This window comes from Sulfitobacter sediminis (assembly GCF_040811725.1).
Lineage (GTDB): Bacteria > Pseudomonadota > Alphaproteobacteria > Rhodobacterales > Rhodobacteraceae > Sulfitobacter > Sulfitobacter sediminis.
Genome location: NZ_JBFNXX010000030.1, coordinates 1 through 16683 on the forward strand (window position 1 = coordinate 1; position 16683 = coordinate 16683).

At 62.7% G+C, this 16683-nt stretch carries 21 protein-coding genes; 8 read left to right on the plus strand and 13 right to left on the minus strand.

Annotation, left to right across the window (positions count from 1 at the left end; genetic code table 11):
* Positions 1-31: 31 nt before the first annotated feature.
* From AB2B41_RS20875 to AB2B41_RS20905, 7 genes are all read right to left on the minus strand, one after another.
* Entirely contained in the window at positions 32-220 is a 189-nt protein-coding gene (locus AB2B41_RS20875) for a hypothetical protein (RefSeq protein ID WP_367879766.1), read from the minus strand.
* Between the two features lie 156 nt (positions 221-376).
* Positions 377-658, minus strand: coding sequence for an Hpt domain-containing protein (locus AB2B41_RS20880; protein WP_367879767.1), 282 nt, complete (start codon positions 656-658; stop codon positions 377-379).
* Positions 659-667: 9 nt separating this feature from the next.
* On the minus strand, positions 668-1033 hold the full coding sequence (locus tag AB2B41_RS20885) for a response regulator (RefSeq protein ID WP_367879768.1): 366 nt from the start codon (positions 1031-1033) through the stop codon (positions 668-670).
* On the minus strand, positions 1030-1305 hold the full coding sequence (locus AB2B41_RS20890) for an STAS domain-containing protein (RefSeq protein WP_367879769.1): 276 nt from the start codon (positions 1303-1305) through the stop codon (positions 1030-1032). The genes AB2B41_RS20885 and AB2B41_RS20890 overlap by 4 nt, the downstream gene beginning before the upstream one ends.
* A gap of 194 nt (positions 1306-1499) precedes the next feature.
* Positions 1500-2582 carry a methyltetrahydrofolate cobalamin methyltransferase gene (locus AB2B41_RS20895; protein WP_367879770.1) on the minus strand — a complete coding sequence of 361 codons (1083 nt, stop codon included), beginning with the start codon at positions 2580-2582 and terminating at the stop codon, positions 1500-1502.
* A gap of 11 nt (positions 2583-2593) precedes the next feature.
* Positions 2594-3523 (minus strand): methylenetetrahydrofolate reductase, encoded by a 930-nt coding sequence (locus AB2B41_RS20900; RefSeq protein ID WP_367879771.1) that lies wholly within the window; start codon positions 3521-3523, stop codon positions 2594-2596.
* 30 nt (positions 3524-3553) lie between these two features.
* Positions 3554-3850 carry a virulence factor gene (locus AB2B41_RS20905; protein WP_367879772.1) on the minus strand — a complete coding sequence of 99 codons (297 nt, stop codon included), beginning with the start codon at positions 3848-3850 and terminating at the stop codon, positions 3554-3556.
* 210 nt (positions 3851-4060) lie between these two features.
* On the opposite strand from AB2B41_RS20905, the gene AB2B41_RS20910 reads away from it, so the two are divergent.
* From AB2B41_RS20910 to AB2B41_RS20925, 4 genes are all read left to right on the plus strand, one after another.
* Positions 4061-4825: a Stf0 family sulfotransferase gene (locus AB2B41_RS20910; protein WP_367879773.1), complete on the plus strand. Its 765-nt coding sequence runs from the start codon at positions 4061-4063 to the stop codon at positions 4823-4825.
* A gap of 85 nt (positions 4826-4910) precedes the next feature.
* Positions 4911-6032, plus strand: coding sequence for a Ppx/GppA phosphatase family protein (locus AB2B41_RS20915; protein WP_367879774.1), 1122 nt, complete (start codon positions 4911-4913; stop codon positions 6030-6032).
* Between the two features lies 1 nt (position 6033).
* On the plus strand, positions 6034-6762 hold the full coding sequence (locus AB2B41_RS20920; protein ID WP_367879775.1) for an RlmE family RNA methyltransferase: 729 nt from the start codon (positions 6034-6036) through the stop codon (positions 6760-6762).
* A gap of 88 nt (positions 6763-6850) precedes the next feature.
* Complete coding sequence (locus AB2B41_RS20925; protein ID WP_367879776.1) at positions 6851-7420, plus strand: hypothetical protein; 570 nt, start codon at positions 6851-6853, stop codon at positions 7418-7420.
* A gap of 10 nt (positions 7421-7430) precedes the next feature.
* Here the strand turns inward: AB2B41_RS20925 and AB2B41_RS20930 are convergent, their stop codons facing one another.
* From AB2B41_RS20930 to cuyA, 6 genes are all read right to left on the minus strand, one after another.
* Positions 7431-7679 (minus strand): hypothetical protein, encoded by a 249-nt coding sequence (locus tag AB2B41_RS20930; RefSeq protein ID WP_367879777.1) that lies wholly within the window; start codon positions 7677-7679, stop codon positions 7431-7433.
* Positions 7680-7831: 152 nt separating this feature from the next.
* Positions 7832-8554 (minus strand): alpha/beta fold hydrolase, encoded by a 723-nt coding sequence (locus AB2B41_RS20935; protein WP_367879778.1) that lies wholly within the window; start codon positions 8552-8554, stop codon positions 7832-7834.
* On the minus strand, positions 8551-10092 hold the full coding sequence (locus tag AB2B41_RS20940) for an ABC transporter permease (protein ID WP_367879779.1): 1542 nt from the start codon (positions 10090-10092) through the stop codon (positions 8551-8553). The genes AB2B41_RS20935 and AB2B41_RS20940 overlap by 4 nt, the downstream gene beginning before the upstream one ends.
* Positions 10089-11144 carry a quaternary amine ABC transporter ATP-binding protein gene (locus tag AB2B41_RS20945; RefSeq protein ID WP_367879780.1) on the minus strand — a complete coding sequence of 352 codons (1056 nt, stop codon included), beginning with the start codon at positions 11142-11144 and terminating at the stop codon, positions 10089-10091. The genes AB2B41_RS20940 and AB2B41_RS20945 overlap by 4 nt, the downstream gene beginning before the upstream one ends.
* Positions 11145-11211: 67 nt before the next feature.
* On the minus strand, positions 11212-12174 hold the full coding sequence (locus AB2B41_RS20950; RefSeq protein WP_367879781.1) for an ABC transporter substrate-binding protein: 963 nt from the start codon (positions 12172-12174) through the stop codon (positions 11212-11214).
* Between the two features lie 38 nt (positions 12175-12212).
* On the minus strand, positions 12213-13217 hold the full coding sequence (gene cuyA, locus AB2B41_RS20955) for a D-cysteate sulfo-lyase (RefSeq protein ID WP_474104445.1): 1005 nt from the start codon (positions 13215-13217) through the stop codon (positions 12213-12215).
* A 147-nt stretch (positions 13218-13364) separates the two neighbouring features.
* Here cuyA and AB2B41_RS20960 point away from each other — a divergent pair, with 147 nt between their 5' ends.
* The 4 genes from AB2B41_RS20960 (at position 13365) to AB2B41_RS20975 (ending at position 16683) form a co-directional block, all read left to right on the plus strand.
* Positions 13365-14282 carry a LysR substrate-binding domain-containing protein gene (locus tag AB2B41_RS20960; protein ID WP_367879783.1) on the plus strand — a complete coding sequence of 306 codons (918 nt, stop codon included), beginning with the start codon at positions 13365-13367 and terminating at the stop codon, positions 14280-14282.
* A gap of 186 nt (positions 14283-14468) precedes the next feature.
* Entirely contained in the window at positions 14469-15785 is a 1317-nt protein-coding gene (locus AB2B41_RS20965; RefSeq protein WP_367879784.1) for a tyrosine-type recombinase/integrase, read from the plus strand.
* The gene (locus AB2B41_RS20970; RefSeq protein ID WP_367879785.1) at positions 15782-16384 is read left to right on the plus strand and encodes a hypothetical protein; all 603 of its coding nucleotides are present in this window, start codon (positions 15782-15784) and stop codon (positions 16382-16384) included. The genes AB2B41_RS20965 and AB2B41_RS20970 overlap by 4 nt, the downstream gene beginning before the upstream one ends.
* Positions 16385-16494: 110 nt before the next feature.
* Positions 16495-16683: a helix-turn-helix transcriptional regulator gene (locus AB2B41_RS20975; protein WP_367879786.1), complete on the plus strand. Its 189-nt coding sequence runs from the start codon at positions 16495-16497 to the stop codon at positions 16681-16683.

Consider the following 16683-nt stretch of genomic DNA (forward strand, 5'->3'; position numbering starts at 1 on the left):
GGACACAAGACCGCTTCTGACAAAAGGCCGATCACTTCAAAAATGTCTTGCTTTGCAGGAGCCATCCACACAGGACAAAACGGATGGTGTAGGTGGCAACCATATCCTCAGCGGCCGGGCCAAAATCCGGAGGCGGGGGCAGATCGTCGAGGGAAAGCGGCGTGGGCTCCCCTTCGGGCGTATCCTCGTCGGAGAGATCAAGGTCCAGGGCGAGGCCCATGGGCTGGAAGTCGATCTGTTCATCCGGTTCCTCCTCGGCACCGGCGTCGTCGCCGAGGAAGGCATTGAGCGCCTCGATGAGGCGGGCCGTTTCCTCGGTCGGCAGCCCCGCCTCGTCCCGGCTGATGCGGACGAGATCCGACAGGTGGTCGGCGGCCTAGAAGAAAACCTTGAGCGCCTCGGGCTCCACCTGCAGGCGACCGGCGCGCACCTCGTCGAGAACGGTTTCGTAGCGGTGGGCGAAGCGGACCAGCGCCTCAAGCCCGAAGGCACCGGCACCGCCCTTTATGGAATGAACCGCACGGAAGACGACATTGATGGTCTCGGGATCGTCCTCGCCGTCGTCCATCATCTGCAGGCCGTCTTGCAGGGCCTCGAGAAGCTCCTCGCATTCGATGAAGAAGGAGGCGCGAATTTCTGCCATCGGGTCGGTGCTCATCGCGCGCTCCTAGCCTGCCACCATCTGCAACGCCTTGACCAGCTTGGCCGGATCGAAAGGCTTGACGATCCAGCCTGTGGCGCCTGCGTCGCGGGCGCGTTTCTTGAGCTCCGGCGCGGCCTCGGTCGTGAGGACGAGGATCGGGGTGGCGCGGTGCTTTTCCTGTTCGCGCACCGCGTCGATGAAACCGAAACCGTCCATCCGCGGCATGTTGATGTCGGTGATGATGGCATCGGGTTCGATGGTGCTGAGCACCTCGATGCCATGAACGCCATCGTCGGCGGTGTGCACGGTGAAGCCCGAGGGCATGAGCGCAAGGCGGATCATGTCGCGCATCGTGCGGCTGTCGTCCACCGCGAGGATTTCGAGGGTCATGCCGCGCCCTCCGCCAGTCTTTCCGCGTCGAAGCCCATGCAGGCCAGTTGCGTTGCGACGGGATCGGGGAGGTTGATCACCGAAACAACCTTGCCCGCCGCCCTTGCCGCGCGGGCGGCGGCAAGGCAGACCTGCAGGCACAATGCGCCGATCTGCGTGACCTTGGCGAAATCCAGTGTGATGTCGTCATCCAGCCGCGCGCCCAGCGTCGCGTGCAGAGCGGACACGGTTGCGAGGTCGAGCTTTCCTTCCAGGACGACCGGGTCAGCCATGGCAGATCACCGCAGGGTGAAATCGGGCAGGGGGCATGTGAACACTCCGCATCTGATTGAATGCGCAGGTTCTAGGGGGCGGTCTGTTAATTCCGCGTTACCGCCGGCGCGGCCATGGGCATTTTCCGGCGGGACGGCCCAAGAAAAAGGCCCCGCCATTGGCAGGGCCTGTCATTTGTCGATGTGGCGCGGTCTCAGGCGCTGCGGCGTCGGCCGCCAGTGCGGCCCGCGCGGCCGCGGCCTTCCTGGCCGGCCTTGGGGGCCACCTTGTTGAACTTGATCCATTCGCCGCCGTGCGGGTCACGGTCAAAGAGGAAGTTGGCGGCGCGAATGGCTTCCATCTCCTTGCCCGGGCGCGGTCTGGTCGAGCCCATGCCGAACAGCTGGACAAAGGCTTCGTCGTCCATGCCCTCAGGCAGTACAAAGCCAAGTGCTGCCAGTTCCGCCTTCTTCTCGGCGATCTTCGCGGCGGTCACCGGCAGGGCCACGGGGTTCATGATGGCCGAGGTCATGCCCGCGCCCATGGCCATGGGCAGGAAGGCGTTGTTGATGCCATGACGGTTCGGCAAGCCGAAGGAGATGTTGGAGGCACCGCAGGTGGTGTTCACGCCCAGTTCCTCGCGCAGGCGGCGGACGAGGGTGAAGACCTGGTGGCCCGCCGTGGCCATGGCACCGATGGGCATGACGAGCGGGTCGACCACGATGTCATGGGACGGGATGCCGTGGTCTGCGGCACGCTCGACGATCTTCTTGGCTACGGCGAAACGAACGTCGGGGTCCTCGGAAATGCCGGTGTCGTCGTTGGAGATCGCGACGACCGGCACGTTGTACTTCTTGACCAGCGGGAGAACCTGCTCAAGGCGCTCTTCCTCGCCCGTGACAGAGTTCAGCAGGGGACGGCCCTCGCAGGCTTCGAGCCCCGCCTCAAGCGCGCCCGGGACGGAGCTGTCGATGCAGATCGGCAGGTCGGTGACCGCCTGCACACGCTTGATCAGCTCGGGCATCAACATCGGCTCGACGAAATTGTTGTCGGCGTAGCGCGGGTCCTCTGCCATCTTGTTCGAGAAAACGGCACCGGAGTTGACGTCGAGCACGGTGGCACCGGCATTGGCCTGTGCAACGGCATCCGCCTCCACGCGGGAGAAATCGCCGCGCTCCAGTTCCTCGGACAGGACCTTGCGGCCTGTGGGATTGATCCGCTCACCGATCACGCAGAAAGGCTCGTCAAAGCCAATGACGGCGGTTTTGGTTTTGGATTCGACGATGGTGCGGGTCATGTGCTGCTCTCTCAGGATGGGTTTGCGGGGACGGTGGAAGCGCCGCCGTTTTCGATGGCCCAGGTGGCATTGGTCTTGATGCCGCCAAGCGGGAAGAAGTGGACGTTGGTGATGTTGAAATCCGGGTTGGCCGCCTTGTGCAGGGCAAGCTGCTGGATCACCTCCGTCGGCTCATAGGGCAGGAGAAGCTTGGTCACGTCCATGGCGCGCTTCTGCAGGACCTTGAGCGAGGGACCGACGCCGCAGGCGATGGCGAACTTGATTAGGGTCTGCAATTTCGCGGGACCGGCGATGCCGATGTGAACGGGCAAGGTGATGCCCGCGTTCTTGAGGCTGTCAGCCCAGGCGATGATCGGCTGCGCGTCGAAGGCGAACTGGGTGGCGATGGCCATCTTTGCGTCTGTGCGGGTCTGGAAATCGTTCTTCCACTTGAGTGCCGCGTCGACATTGCGGCGGCTGCCGTCGGTGTCGATGTCGCGGTTGCCCTCGGGGTGGCCTGCTACGTGGAGACGCTCGAAACCCGCCTCGTCAAAGAGGCCGGTTTCCATCAGCTGCATGGAGTCGCTGAAATCGCCATGGGGCTCGGACACGCCACCGGCCAGCAGAAGCGCCTGTTTCACGTCCGCCTCGCCCTGGTACATGGCAATCCAGTTGGCAAGCGTCGCGCGGTCCTTGATGATGCGCGCCGGGAAGTGCGGCATGACCCTGTAGCCGTCGGCATTCAGGCGCCTGGCGGTGGCGACCATGTCCTCGATCGGCGTGCCCTCGATATGGGCGATGTAGACGCGCGTGCCAGAGGGCAGGAGCGCGGTGAAGTCTTCCACCTTTTCGGCCGTCCGGGGCATGACCTCGATCGAATAGTCCTTGAGGAACGCATCGACCTCGGGGGAGGAGGTGGTCTCGGCCGGTGCCTCTTTGCGGCGGAAGTTCAACAGTGCCATGATCTTGTCCTTTATCATGTAGTGCGGGCCTCAGGCCCAACCGTCGTTCGCGATCAGCGCCTTGATGCGCTCCTTGTCGTATGCTGCGTCGAGGCGTGCGGCCTCGGCATCGGCCACCGCCTCGGGCTCGCCATCGACCTCGAAGGGCGCGGCCTTGCGCCATTCGGCGAGATAGGCGTCGGTATCCTGCGCGCCGACCTTCATGGCGGCGCGGTCGATGGCCTGTTCGAACCGCTCGGGCAGCTGTCGCTTGGCGCCACGGCGCCCCTTGCCTACGATCACCTGGGCCGGGATGTCGCGCCAGTAAACGATTGTGACGTCAGGCATGGGTGATTCCTCGGGTCCTTGTTGCGTCGCTGTCTAACGGCTGGGCCCCGCCATTCAGTGGCGTTTTTCGACCACCGGAGCGTCATCCGCGACCTTCGTGAAATAGCAGGCCCTCAGGCGCGCTTTAAGAGGGCCGGGGCATCATAATTCTCAACATCGTCGTGAGGTGTGCCGCATGGTCTTGATGACCGGCGCGCGCTAGACCGGGGCATGACCGATTCCGCCGCCGCCTATGTGATCTGCAGCAATCCGCGCAGCGGGACGACCCTGCTTTGCGACATGCTTGCACGGACCGGCGTTGCGGGCAGGCCGGATTCCTTTTTTCGGGAAAAGAGCCTGCAGGAATGGTGTGACGACTGGGGGATCACCGGGCCTGCGGATCCACAAGACCCGGAATTCACGAAGCGTTATTTCGACGCCATGCGGAAGGAGGGGCGTGGTGACACGCCGGTCTTTGGGATGCGTGTCATGGGCCCCGATCTGGGGTTGGCCTGCGCGTGGCTTGACCGGGCCCATCCGGGTCAGCCCTCCGCGCCGGCAGGATTCGATGCGGCCTTTGGACCGACGCGCTTTGTCCACCTTTCCCGTGCCGACAAGCTGGCCGAGGCCGTGTCCTACCTTCGCGCGGAGCAGACCGGGTTCTGGCACCAGCGACCTGATGGGTCCGCGCTGGAGCACTTGGAGCCGACGCAGCCGGAAGGCTTCGACGCGGCGGCGATCCATGCAAGAAAGCTCGAGCTTGCAGGATATGACGCGGCCTGGGAGGCCTGGTTCGCCGCAGAGGGGATCACGCCCCTGAGGATCACCTACGAGGCGCTGGCGGAGAACCCGAACGGGGTGCTGGCGCTGGTTCTCGCGTTCATCGGGCAGGATCCGGCACTGGCATCGGGGGTCGCGCCCGGGGTGCGCAAGCTGGCCAATGCGACCAGCGCGGCTTGGATCGCCCGGTACCGGAGCCTCTATCCGGACGGCTGATTTTGCGGTGTCGCACAGCTTCACGCTTGCGTGACGCCGGTTCCGCGACTACCTTTAAGGCAACTCGAAATGAAAGGCGCGAAAGATGGCGCCACAGCGTCCCAAAGGTGCGGGCGCGCTCGATAAGGACAACCGACCGGCTCTGAGCCCCGCGCCAGTTCCGTCCAGATCGTCCGAGCTATATGCAGCCCTCGATCTGGGCACAAATAGCTGCCGTATGTTGATCGCTCAGCCAAAAGGGAGCGGTTTTCATGTGGTGGACAGTTTCTCGAAGTCCGTCCAGCTTGGGTCGGGGCTCGAGAAGACCGGGCGCTTGTCGCGCGGATCAATGGCGCGCACCATTCAGGCGCTTCGCATCTGTCAGCAGAAAATCCGCCGCAACAAGGTCGCCCGCATGCGGCTGGTCGCGACCGAGGCATGCCGCCGGGCGCTGAACGGTGCGGAATTCATGCGCCGGATCCAGCGCGAGACGGGCCTCACGCTCGACATCATCACGCCCGAGGAAGAGGCCCAGCTTGCCGCGATTTCCTGCGCGCCGCTGGTCAGCCGCAAGACCGAAAATCTGCTGGTCGTGGACATCGGTGGAGGCTCGACCGAGCTGGTGTGGATCGACATCTCCAAGGTGCCCAAGAAGGACCGCGCGCGCAGCATCATGCGGTTGCACAACGGGTTCCAGCAGGCCCGGTCGGACGAGCCCGCGGCGCGGGTGGTCGACTGGATCTCGGTGCCGCTCGGGGTGGCAACGCTGCGGGATCAGTTCAACGATGTGGAGGACGACGCGGCGCGCTTTGCGCTGATGAGCTGGTACTTCGAGGAAAATCTGTCGGATTTCACGCCCTATCATTCCGCGCAGCCGCAGGAACGGTTCCAGATCGTCGGCACCTCGGGCACCGTGACGACCGTCGCAGCAAGTCATCTGGGGCTTAAGCGCTACGACCGGACCAAGATCGACGGGCTGCGCATGACCTCCGACCAGATCGACAAGGTGATCCATTCCTATCTTGCCATGGGACCTTCGGGACGCCGCTCCGACCCGCGCATCGGCTCGGACCGGGCGGCGCTGATCATGTCGGGGGCCGCGATCCTGCAGGCGCTCATGCGCTGCTGGCCCACTGACCGGCTGAGCGTGGCGGACCGGGGGCTCCGGGAAGGGCTGCTTTATGCACAGATGAGCGCGGACGGCGTATTGCAAGAGGGGGTCTCCTGAGATGGCCAAGACACCAAGCGGCAAGAACACCTCGGGGCGCGGCCAGCGCGAGCTGAAGGTCAAGGTCAAATCGGCCCGCGGCCGCAAGCTGAGTTCGACCCGCTGGCTGCAGCGGCAGCTCAACGACCCCTACGTGAAACGCGCCAAGGCCGAAGGGTATCGGGGCCGGGCGGCCTACAAGATCATGGAGCTGGATGACAAGTACCGGTTCCTGGTGCCCGGCGCGCGGGTGGTCGATCTGGGCGCGGCGCCGGGCGGCTGGTGCCAGGTGGCGGTGAAACGCTGCAATGTACTGGGCGAGAAGAGCGGCAAGGCGCAGGGTACGATCCTGGGCATCGACCTGCAGGAGATGGAGCCCATCGCGGGCTGCGAGCTGCACCAGCTCGATTTCCTGGAGGACGACGCGGACCTCAAGGTCAAGGAATGGCTGGGCGGCAAGGCCGATGTGGTGATGTCGGACATGGCGGCGGCGTCCTCGGGGCACAAGCAGACGGATCACCTGCGGATCATCGCGCTCTGCGAGGCGGCGGCCTACTTCGCCTTCGACGTGCTGGAGGAGGGCGGCACCTTTGTCGCCAAGGTGCTGGCGGGCGGGGCCGAGGGGGATCTGCAGAAGCTGCTCAAGCAGCGGTTTCGCAAAGTGGCCAACATCAAGCCGCCGGCCAGCCGGTCGGACAGTTCGGAGAAATTCGTCGTGGCCACCGGCTTTCGCGGCGAGACCGAGGACTGAGGTCATTTACCCGACTTTAAAGCGCGCGCGCTAAGGCTGCATCTGGTTTGCCGATGGGCAGGCTGAATGCAGTCTTGGGGATTGAAATATGATCAGAGCCACGCTTTTCGCCCTTTCCGTGCTGGCAGCGCCCATGGTCCGGGCCGCCGATGTGCCGCCGGAGATGTCCAGCTATATCTATAACGACCTGATGCGCTGGGTGAATGACCCGCAGATCGTCGCGGCGGTCAGGCAGCAGAACCTGCGGACCGCGGCGCTGACCGAGGACGAGATCATCGCGCGCGAGACCACCTGGCGGGCAGAGGTGGGGCAAGCGTCATCACCGATGATCGACGGTGTTCTGAACGCGCCCCTGTCGGCGTTTCTGAAAGAGCGCGTCGCGCTTGCCGACGGGCGGATCACCGAGGTGTTTGTCATGGACGGCAAGGGGTTGAACGTCGCCGCGAGCGGTGTGACCTCGGACTACTGGCAGGGGGACGAGGCGAAGTTCCAGCAGACCTTCGGGAAGGGCGCAGGCGCGGTCTTTATCGACGAGATCGAGCTTGACGAAAGCACGCAGCTTTACCAGGGGCAGGTGTCCTTTGCCGTGACCGACCCGGACACCGGTGCCGTGATCGGGGCGATCACTGTCGGGCTCGACGCGGGGGCGTTCTTCTAGAGGTCGCAGGTCAGCGGGACGAACGGTTCCCGAAGAGATCGGACAGGCTGACCGCCCGTCTTTCACGGACGGTTGGCGGGGCGGGGCGGCGCAGCGACGCAACCGCCTCATCGATCATCCGGTGCGCGGTCCTGTCGTCAAGGTAGTGCCGCGCCGCGGCAGCAGCCCTTTCACCCGGACGCGGATCAAGCTTTTCGGCCCTGAGAAGGTCGAATATCCGGGCGTGACGTGCGGCAATCTCTTCTCTGGTCTGGTCCACGGTGCATCAGCCTACTGCGAAAACCATCTGAATAGAATGGAAAAATATGGCCATCGCAGGTCGCGGAGGGGGCGATTTGGGGGATTTGGCCTGCAGGTCGATAGGTGGTTTCTGGCGCTCCCTTCCCGAAAGACTGCCAGAAATCGGCATGCTCAGACCAGAGAAAGAAACCTTTCGACAAGACGGTTGAAGAGTGCCGGCTCCTCCATGTGCACGGCATGGGCACAGCCGGGGATGACCGCCAGACTGCTGCCGGTGATGCCCCGCCAGAGGGTTTCGGTCTGGGACCAGGGATAGGTACGGTCCCGGTCGCCCCAGAGGATCAGGGTTTCCGCCGTGATCCGGGCGAGGTTCTTTTCACCGCTCCAGGACTGCATCGCGTCGAGCCCCGCAAGGATCACGGGCAATGATGACTTTTCGGCAATGGCCGCGCAGTCGGCGTAGGCAGGCGCGGATTCGGTATCCAGAAACCAGGTGGCCGAGATACGGCGCGCGGTTGCGGCGGGTCCGTCGGTGCGCGCGCGCTCCATCGAGGTGGAGATCGGCTCAAACCGACCGGGCAGAACGCCGACGGCACCAGTGCCGTAGAGGATCAGCCTTGCTACCCGTTCGGGGGCCCGGTGCACCATCTCCTGCACGATCATGCCGCCCATGGAGTGACCCAGAAGGTCGAATGTCCCGATGCCCTGACGGCTCATGTCGCTCAGCACCCAGTCGGCGAACCCCTCGATACGGTCGATGGGATCGAGATGGGCGTTCCGTCCGAAGCCGGGCAGGTCGACCGTGACGAGCGGTCGTGTCTCACCCAGTGGTGCCTGTCCCTTCCACTGATCGCTGCCGCCCATGAAGCCATGGACGAGGACGAGCGGCCTCAACGGCGGCCGCCCTGCACGATGCGATCAAGGATCATGGCGCAGAAGAGGATGGAGAAACCGGCAAGGATGCCCTGGCCCACGTTGGCGTATTGCAGGGCTTCGAGCACGTCTTCGCCAAGGCCTTTCGCACCGATCAGGGACGCCACCACCACCATGGCAAGCGAGAGCATGATCGTCTGGTTGATGCCCGCGCGGATCGAGGGGCTGGCGAGCGGCAGGTCGACCTTGGTCAGCAGGTACCACTTGTTCGCCCCGAAGCTGATCGCGGCCTCGCGGACGCTTTCGGGGACGCCGCGCAGGCCGAGAACCGTGAGGCGCACGACGGGCGTGCCACCGAAGATCATCGTGGTAACAACGGCGGCGGGCTTGCCGGTCCCGAAAAAGGCGATGACTGGGATCATGAAGACGAAAGCGGGCATGGTCTGCATAAAATCCATGATCGGCTGGATCGCGGCGTAAAAGCGCGGGCGGCGGGCGGCGAACATGCCGAGCGGGATGCCGATGAGGATCGAGAGGCAGGCCGCGGTGCCCAGAAGGGCGAGGGTGGTCATGGCTTTTTCCCAGAACCCCAGAAAGCCCATGTAGGCGAGGAAGGCGCCCGAGTAGATCGCCATGCGCACCCCGGCGGTGAGCCAGGTCAGCAGGATGATGAGCGAGGCGATAACGATCCAGGGCGTGCTGACAAAGACCAGTTCCAGCGCGTCGAGGACGAGGCGGATGCAATAGGTGATGCCGTCGAAAAGGGCTTCGCCATTGAGAACCGCCCAGTTGAAGAAGGCCTCGACCCAGTCGATGCTGACCAGTCGAATATCGGGGTCTGTCGGGAAGGTACTGAGCAGGTTGAAGCGGTCGGGGAAGCTGTAGTGCAGCATGGCCGCGATGACCATGAGCGCCATGAAGATCGCGCTGAAGACGATCTGGGACATCGGCATGCCGGAGCGGATGGACCGGTCGGAGAGCCAGTCGGAGAAACGTGCCTCGAGCGCCCAGTTGGCGACGAGGGATTGCGCGACCTTGACGGCCAGCAGGATCAGCAGGCCGGTGAGGGCAATGGTCGGCCCTTCGGCGGCCAGCGCCTCGGCTTCGGCGCGAATGCCGCCGATGTTGGCCTCAAGCGAATCCACAGTGCGCTGGTAGACGTCGACCTTGTCGGAATTCGCCTCGATCGCGGCGGCGAGTTGCTGGCGGCGCAGTTCCAGCGTGCCTTCGATGGAAGCGATGCGCGCCATGGCGTCGGCGGCGAGGTCTCCGAAGAGGCCACGCGCGATCTGGACGAAGGCGAGCGCTTCGAGGATGAGGAAGGGCAGCGCCCAGGACCAGAGGCCGCGCGCGCCGAACCAGATGGGGCCGAAAAGCCCCGCCATGGCGTTGAAGGTGGGGGTGAAGCGGGCGGAGGCGCCGATCTTGTCGAAGTTGCGGATGTAGTAGTCAGGGCTGGTGCGCACGAAGGTGCGGATGTTCTCGCGCCGCTCATCGGCGTAGGCGCGGGCGGCGTCGCTTTCGGTGTCTTCCAGCGGGTTGACGTTGTCGTCTTTCATGACACCTCCGTTCCCTCGATCACCGTCCGCAAGAGGTCGGCGCGGGTGATCACGCCCACGTCGACGCCACCGTCCTCGACGAGGATGGCGTTCTCGTCGTCGATGGCGAGGTTGATCAGGTTGCTCAGGGTTTCTTTCTCGTTCACGCGGGGGGCATCGGCGGGCAGGGGGCCGGAGGCCTTGATGAAGTCGTCGATAGGCTGCATGACCGCATGGGCATGCACGACCTTGAGCCGCGAGATGCCCGCGACGAAGTCGGCGACGTAGTCGTCGGCGGGGTGCATCACGATGTCCTCGGCGGTGCCGACCTGCACCATCTTGCCGTCGCGCATGATCGCGATGCGGTCCCCGATGCGGACCGCCTCATCCAGATCATGTGTAATGAAAACAGTGGTTTTCTTGAGGATCTTCGATAATCGGATGAACTCGTCCTGCAGCTGCCGCCGGATCAGCGGGTCGAGCGCCGAGAAGGGCTCGTCCATCAGCAGAACGTCCGGGTTGGCGGCGAGCGCGCGGGCGAGGCCCACGCGTTGCTGCATGCCGCCCGAAAGCTCGTGCGCGAATTTCGATCCCCAGGCACCCAGCTCCACGATGTCGAGGATCGCGGCGGCCTGGCGCATGCGTTCGTTCTTGGCGACCTGGCGAATTTCCAGAGGCATCGCCACATTATCGAGCACCGAGCGGTGCGGCATTAGGGCGAAGTTCTGGAAGACCATGCCGATCTTCTGGTTGCGGAAGCGCTGCAGTTCCTTCGGGCCCAGCGCCATGACGTCGGTGCCCTCGATCTCGATCTTGCCTGCCGTGGGTTCCAGCAAGCGGTTGAAGTGGCGCACCAGCGTGGATTTGCCCGAGCCGGACAGGCCCATGATGCAGAAGATTTCCCCCCGATTGACGGAGAGGCTCACGTCGGCCACGCCGACGACGGCGCCCATTTCGGCCAGCACCTCGGCCTTGGTCAGGCCGCGTTCGTGGATGGCCTTGAGTGCCAGTTCAGGTTTGGGCCCGAAGATCTTCCAGACGTTGGATATTTCGATGACTTTATCGTCGCTCATAGTGCTTTCTGCCATCGGTCAGGGCAGCACCGGTCTGGCCGGTGCTGCCAAAGTTCATGTCGGCGGGTCAGAGGCCCAGCATTTTGTCGACACGCTCTGAGTTCGCCTCAACCCATTCCTTGGCAACGTCCGAGGGCTCGCGGCCATTGGCGCTGATCTCGAAGGCGAGGCTGGAGACGTCCTGCGCCGAAAGTGAGAAGTTCTGGAAGAACTCGGTGATGGCGGGCGAGCGGTCGGCCAGAGAGTTGGACCAGGCGATCTGCACCTGCTTGAGGTCATCCTTGGTGGCGACCATGGACTTGGTGTACCAATCCGCGTCGTCCGAGGGCTGGACCATCACGTATTTCGCCGGATCGTAGGTCGGCTCGGTCAGCATGGTCACGTCGAACATGAACCACACCGCGTGCGGCTCGTAGCAATAGAAGGCATACCCTTCACCCTTGGCGATGGAATCCTTGATACGCGCGGTCTTGACCGCTTCTTCGGCGCGAATGGGTTCGATGAAGTCGAGCAGCCCGTAGTCGCGCACCTTGACCTCATTCACGTTGGCCGAGGCCCAGCCGGGCGCGCCGATCCACATCTCGCCCTTGCCGTTGCCGTCGCTGTCCATGGCGGCTGCCACGTCGGGACGGCCCAGATCAGCGATGTCGGTGATGTTCATCTTGGCGGCGAAATCCTTTGACACGCAGAAGCCCTGATTGCCCTCGTAGGGGTTGGAGGACAGGGTGACCGTGCCCTTGCCGTCCACGTATTCATTGGTGAAGCTTTCCTGGTTGGGAAGCCAGACATCGGGATGCACGTCGATGTCGCCCTTGCCCTGGTCCATGGCCTGAAAGATCGTGGCGTTGTTGCCGGGGACATATTCGACCTGGCCGCCGATGCGGGATGTCACGATCTCGCCCAGCACATGGGCAATGGCCTGAGCGCCGGTCCAGGACGGCACGCCGATCTTGACCTCCTCTGCGGCGGCAGGCAGGGCGAGCAGGCTGAAGGCCGCGGCGAAAGCGCCTGATTTCATGGTGATTTTCATTTTATTCTCCTCTGTTGGTCCGCGCCTTTTGGCGTCGGTTATTTCAGTGACGCGCGAAGCTGATCCTCGTAGGCGAAAAGGGCGCTGGCCCCGCCGGTGTGAAGGAAAAGCACGTTGTCCGTGGGTTTGAAGAAACCCTGCCGGACCATGCCGATCAATCCCGCCATGCCCTTGGCCGAGTAGACGGGATCGAGAAGGATGCCTTCCTGCTGCGCAAGCAGGCGGATTGCCTCAAGGGTGGACTCCGCTGGAATGCCGTAGCCTTCGCCGACATAGCCGTCATCGACGAATACCTTGCTGAGCGGGACGCCCTCGGCCCCCAGTTTCTCGAGCGTTTTCTGGGTCAGTGCGTGGACCGCGTTCATCTGCCGCTCGCGCGGCTGGCGGACGCTGACGCCCATCACGGGCAGGTTGTGGCCAATGGCCTCGAACCCGGCGACAAGGCCGGCCTGGGTGCCAGTGCTGCCGGTGCCCATCACCAGCCAGTCAAAGTTCTGGCCGGTCTCGCGCGTATGATCCGCGATTTCCTGCGCGCATTTCGCGTAGCCTAGCGCGCCTGTCGGGTTCGACCCGCCGCCGGGAATGAAATAGGGGCGATGGCCTGCTTCCCTGAGCTTGTCCGTGACCGCCTGTGCCTCGGCGTTCATGTCGAGGCCGGAGGGGCGGAATTCGTGTGTGGCGCCAAAAAGATCGTCGAGCAGAACGTTGCCGGTCTGCTCGTAAGACGCAGCGCGGTCCCGCACGCGGCGTTCCAGCAGGACATGGCATTTCATGCCGACCTTGCAGGCCGCCGCCGCGGTCTGGCGTACGTGATTGGACTGCACGGCGCCCTGGGTGACCAGCATGTCGGCTTTTTCCTGCATCGCCTCGCCCACGAGGAATTCCAGCTTGCGCGTCTTGTTGCCGCCCATGGCAAGGCCGGTGCAATCGTCGCGCTTGATGAACAGGCGAGGGCCGCCCAGATGCTCGCTGAGCCGGGGCATGGCCTCAATCGGCGTGGGGCTGTGGCACAGGGCGGTGCGGGGAAAGCGGTCAAAGTCGATCCCGGCTTTGTCACGCGACAGTGTCTGGGCTTGGGCCATGGCAAATCCTGCTCCTTTATCGGTCGCGATCAGCTTGGAGCGGGCGCGGATTCTAATCCAATGCTATGTTTCAATGACATTATGCAGATTTTGCATTATGTTTGGATCATGGACATTCTTCTCTTTCGTGACCTTGAGCGGTTGCGGCATACTGGGAACTTCTCTCAGGCCGCTGCACTGGGCAATCTCAGCCAGCCGGCCTTCAGTCGGCGCATCAAGTCGCTGGAGGCCTGGGTGGGGGCGACACTGGTCAATCGAAAACATCAGCCGGTGCGCCTGACCGAGGCGGGCACGCAGATGCTGGAGGCGGGATTGCAGGCGCTCGCGCGGATCGAGCAGGAGCGCAGCCAGATCCTCGAAGTTCAGTCGCTGCCGGACAAATACGTGGTGACCTTCGGGGCGCAGCATTCAATCGGCTGGCGGTTTTACCCCGCGTGGCTGCAGGCGCTGGAAGAGGCCTACGGGCCGATCCTGTCGCGTCTGCGGGCGGACGATCTGCCGGCCTGCATGCGCGATTTGCGGAACGGCGACGTGGATTTTGTTGTCGCCTACGCCCGTGGCGAGGGGCCTGCGGAGAAGGCTGTCGATTCTATCGTGATCGGCGAGGATCAGCTTTTGCCCGTATGCAAACCTGCGGCGGACGGCAGGCCCATGTTCGATTTCGAGGGGGAAGGGGTAAAGATGCCCTACCTGCGTTTCGGGAATACCGCGCCCATCGGCAGGCATCTGGAGCCGCTTTTCGCCGAACACGGCATCTCCGAGCATTTGCGCACAGTCTACGAGAACGCGATGGCGGGTGCGCTGCGCATCAGGGCGCGGGCGGGCGAGGGGGTGGCTTGGCTGCCCAAGAGCCTCGTGCTGCCCGATCTCGAAAGCGGCATTCTGGTGCGCACAGGCGATCCGGCCTGGGCGGTCGACCTGTCGATCCGGCTTTTTCGCAACAAGGAGCGATCGAACAGGGTCACGCGAGCGATCTGGTCATTCCTCGAAGTGCGGCAGTCTGTGTCACTGCTGGCGCCGGGCTGAACCAGGGCGGGGCGATATTTAGGTAATATGGCGGAGAGACAGGCCGCCAAGCTATGTTCCAGCATGATCCGTAAACGTCCCTATATGTAGAAAAAATGGGACACAGATACCCTTCCCTTGTGCGAATAGTTCCGGCATGATCCATTGCAATCCACGCTGATGTGGGGGATGAGCCGGGGGATGTAGATGCGACGCGAAAACATCAGACGACCAGAGAAGGCCCTTTCGGCGCGGTTCGTTGAGACAGTAACTGAACCAGGCAAGTACTTCGATGGTCAGGGTTTGTTCCTTCGTGTCGCCAAGAACGGTGCGCGCCAGTGGGTGCAACGTATCACTATTCGCGGAAAGCGCTGTGAACTTGGGCTTGGCAGCCCTCCTGCTGTATCGCTGGCAACCGCCCGAAAACTAGCACTGGAGAACCGTGGAACGGCGATCTTGGGCGGTGACCCTCTGGCCGCCAAGCGCAAGGCGCGGGAAGGCAAGACATTCGCAGCCGCTGTAGATGAATACCTTGCCTCGAAGCTTTCAGAATTTCGGAACGAGAAGCATCGCAAGCAATGGCGCTCAACGCTCGACAACTATGCGACACCTGTTCTGGGGCGCATGTTGGTGTCAGAAATCACCGTTCAAGACCTTTTGCGCGTTCTGCAACCCATCTGGAACGATAAGACGGAGACTGCGTCACGGCTTCGTGGTCGCATTGAGAATGTACTTTCATGGGCCACCGTGGCTGGGCATCGGGAGGGAGACAATCCGGCCCGCTGGAAGGGCAATCTATCCGAAATGCTTCCAAAGCCTGCGAAGGTGAAGAAGGGCCATCATCAGCCCGCTCTGGCTCTCTCTGACGTTGCTGGTTGGTGGGCTGACCTTCAAAAGCGCGAGGGTATGGCAGCGGAAGCTTTGAAGTTCCTTACTCTGACCGCCGCGCGCTCGGGCGAGGTACGTGGCGCAACATGGGATGAATTTGACCTTGGGGACGCTGCGACATCCGCGACATCTGCGACACGACGGGCCGTTTGGACCATTCCGGCTTCACGGATGAAGAATGGTCGTGAGCATCGCGTTCCTTTGACCTCTGCGGCAGTCGATCTGCTTGACGCGCTGCCCCGCCTGAACACCAGTCCCTACGTGTTCTTTTCCCCTCGCGGCGGAATGCTATCCGATATGAGTATATCCGCAGTCATGCGCCGTATGCAGGAAGCCGAGTTTAAGGCAGGTCGGACGGGTTATCTTGACCCAGCCAGCAAGCGTCCAGCCGTGCCGCATGGGCTGCGCTCAACTTTCCGGCAGTGGGCGGCAGAGCGCGGCTATGCCCGCGACATGGCCGAAATTGCTCTCGCGCACTTCATAGGCTCCGAGGTGGAACGCGCCTATCAGCGCAGCGACATCCTCGAACGGCGGCGGGACATGATGGCAGCATGGGCGGAATTCTTGCGCGGTGAAGGAACACTGGGTGACAACGTTGTAACTATTGGTTCTGCGAAGATTATAGGTTTTGAATGACGGAACAGAAACCGAACCCTACAATACAAATATTGTGCGAGGAATGGACTGAACTTCTGGACCAAGAGGAAGCTGCGTTTCAAGAAATCTGTCGGCTCGATGCCGAAGGGCCCGAGAAGTCGAAAGCAAAATCTGAAGCGGTTCGACATTGGTGGATGGCTGTCAACGCAGTACTCTGGATGTTCACGCGCACGCGCCTGCAGTACGACTATGAACTGCAGCCCTTTCCACAATACGTTTTTGCACGTCTCGCAGATATATCTGAAGAAATTTCCACTGGGATAGTCCCAAAAATTATTGAATATGCGCGGATTGGCGGCAGGCCATTGTATCTACTTGAAAGGCATCACATCGCATATGGCGTCCTCTACATTGAGGCCGTGTCACGAGGAGACATTGCAGACCGCTCTCCAAACAAGACGGTCAGAACAGCTTACAATGTGACGGCAAAGGCTGTTCAGGGGTGGATGAAACGTCGGGACGAAATCTGTCTTGGAGTTCCGTTCAAAAGTCTTTCGCCTGAGAAGCTAAAGGAGAAGATGCTTCACTGCGGGAGCGTCTATTCTCACATAGGTCGCGGCGCTCCATCCGAAAACTAGTGCGAACCCATCTGGCGATCTGCGTTCGCTCCCGGTGTCTGTGATTTCATGCTCTGATTTCCGGCATGAAACACAGCAGTCCTGCTGTGTCCATGTAGAAGGAGACAGACATGGCAGTGAATTTGCTTCGCCGCCCGGATGTGGAGGCTCGCACCGGGCTGTCGCGCTCGACGCTTTACGAATGGATGAAACGTGGGGATTTCCCCCAGCCCGTGAAGCTTGGCACTCGCCTCGTCGCCTGGCGCGAAAGCGACATAACTGACTGGGTCGAAAGCCGCGAAACGCGGGGGGCAGTTTAG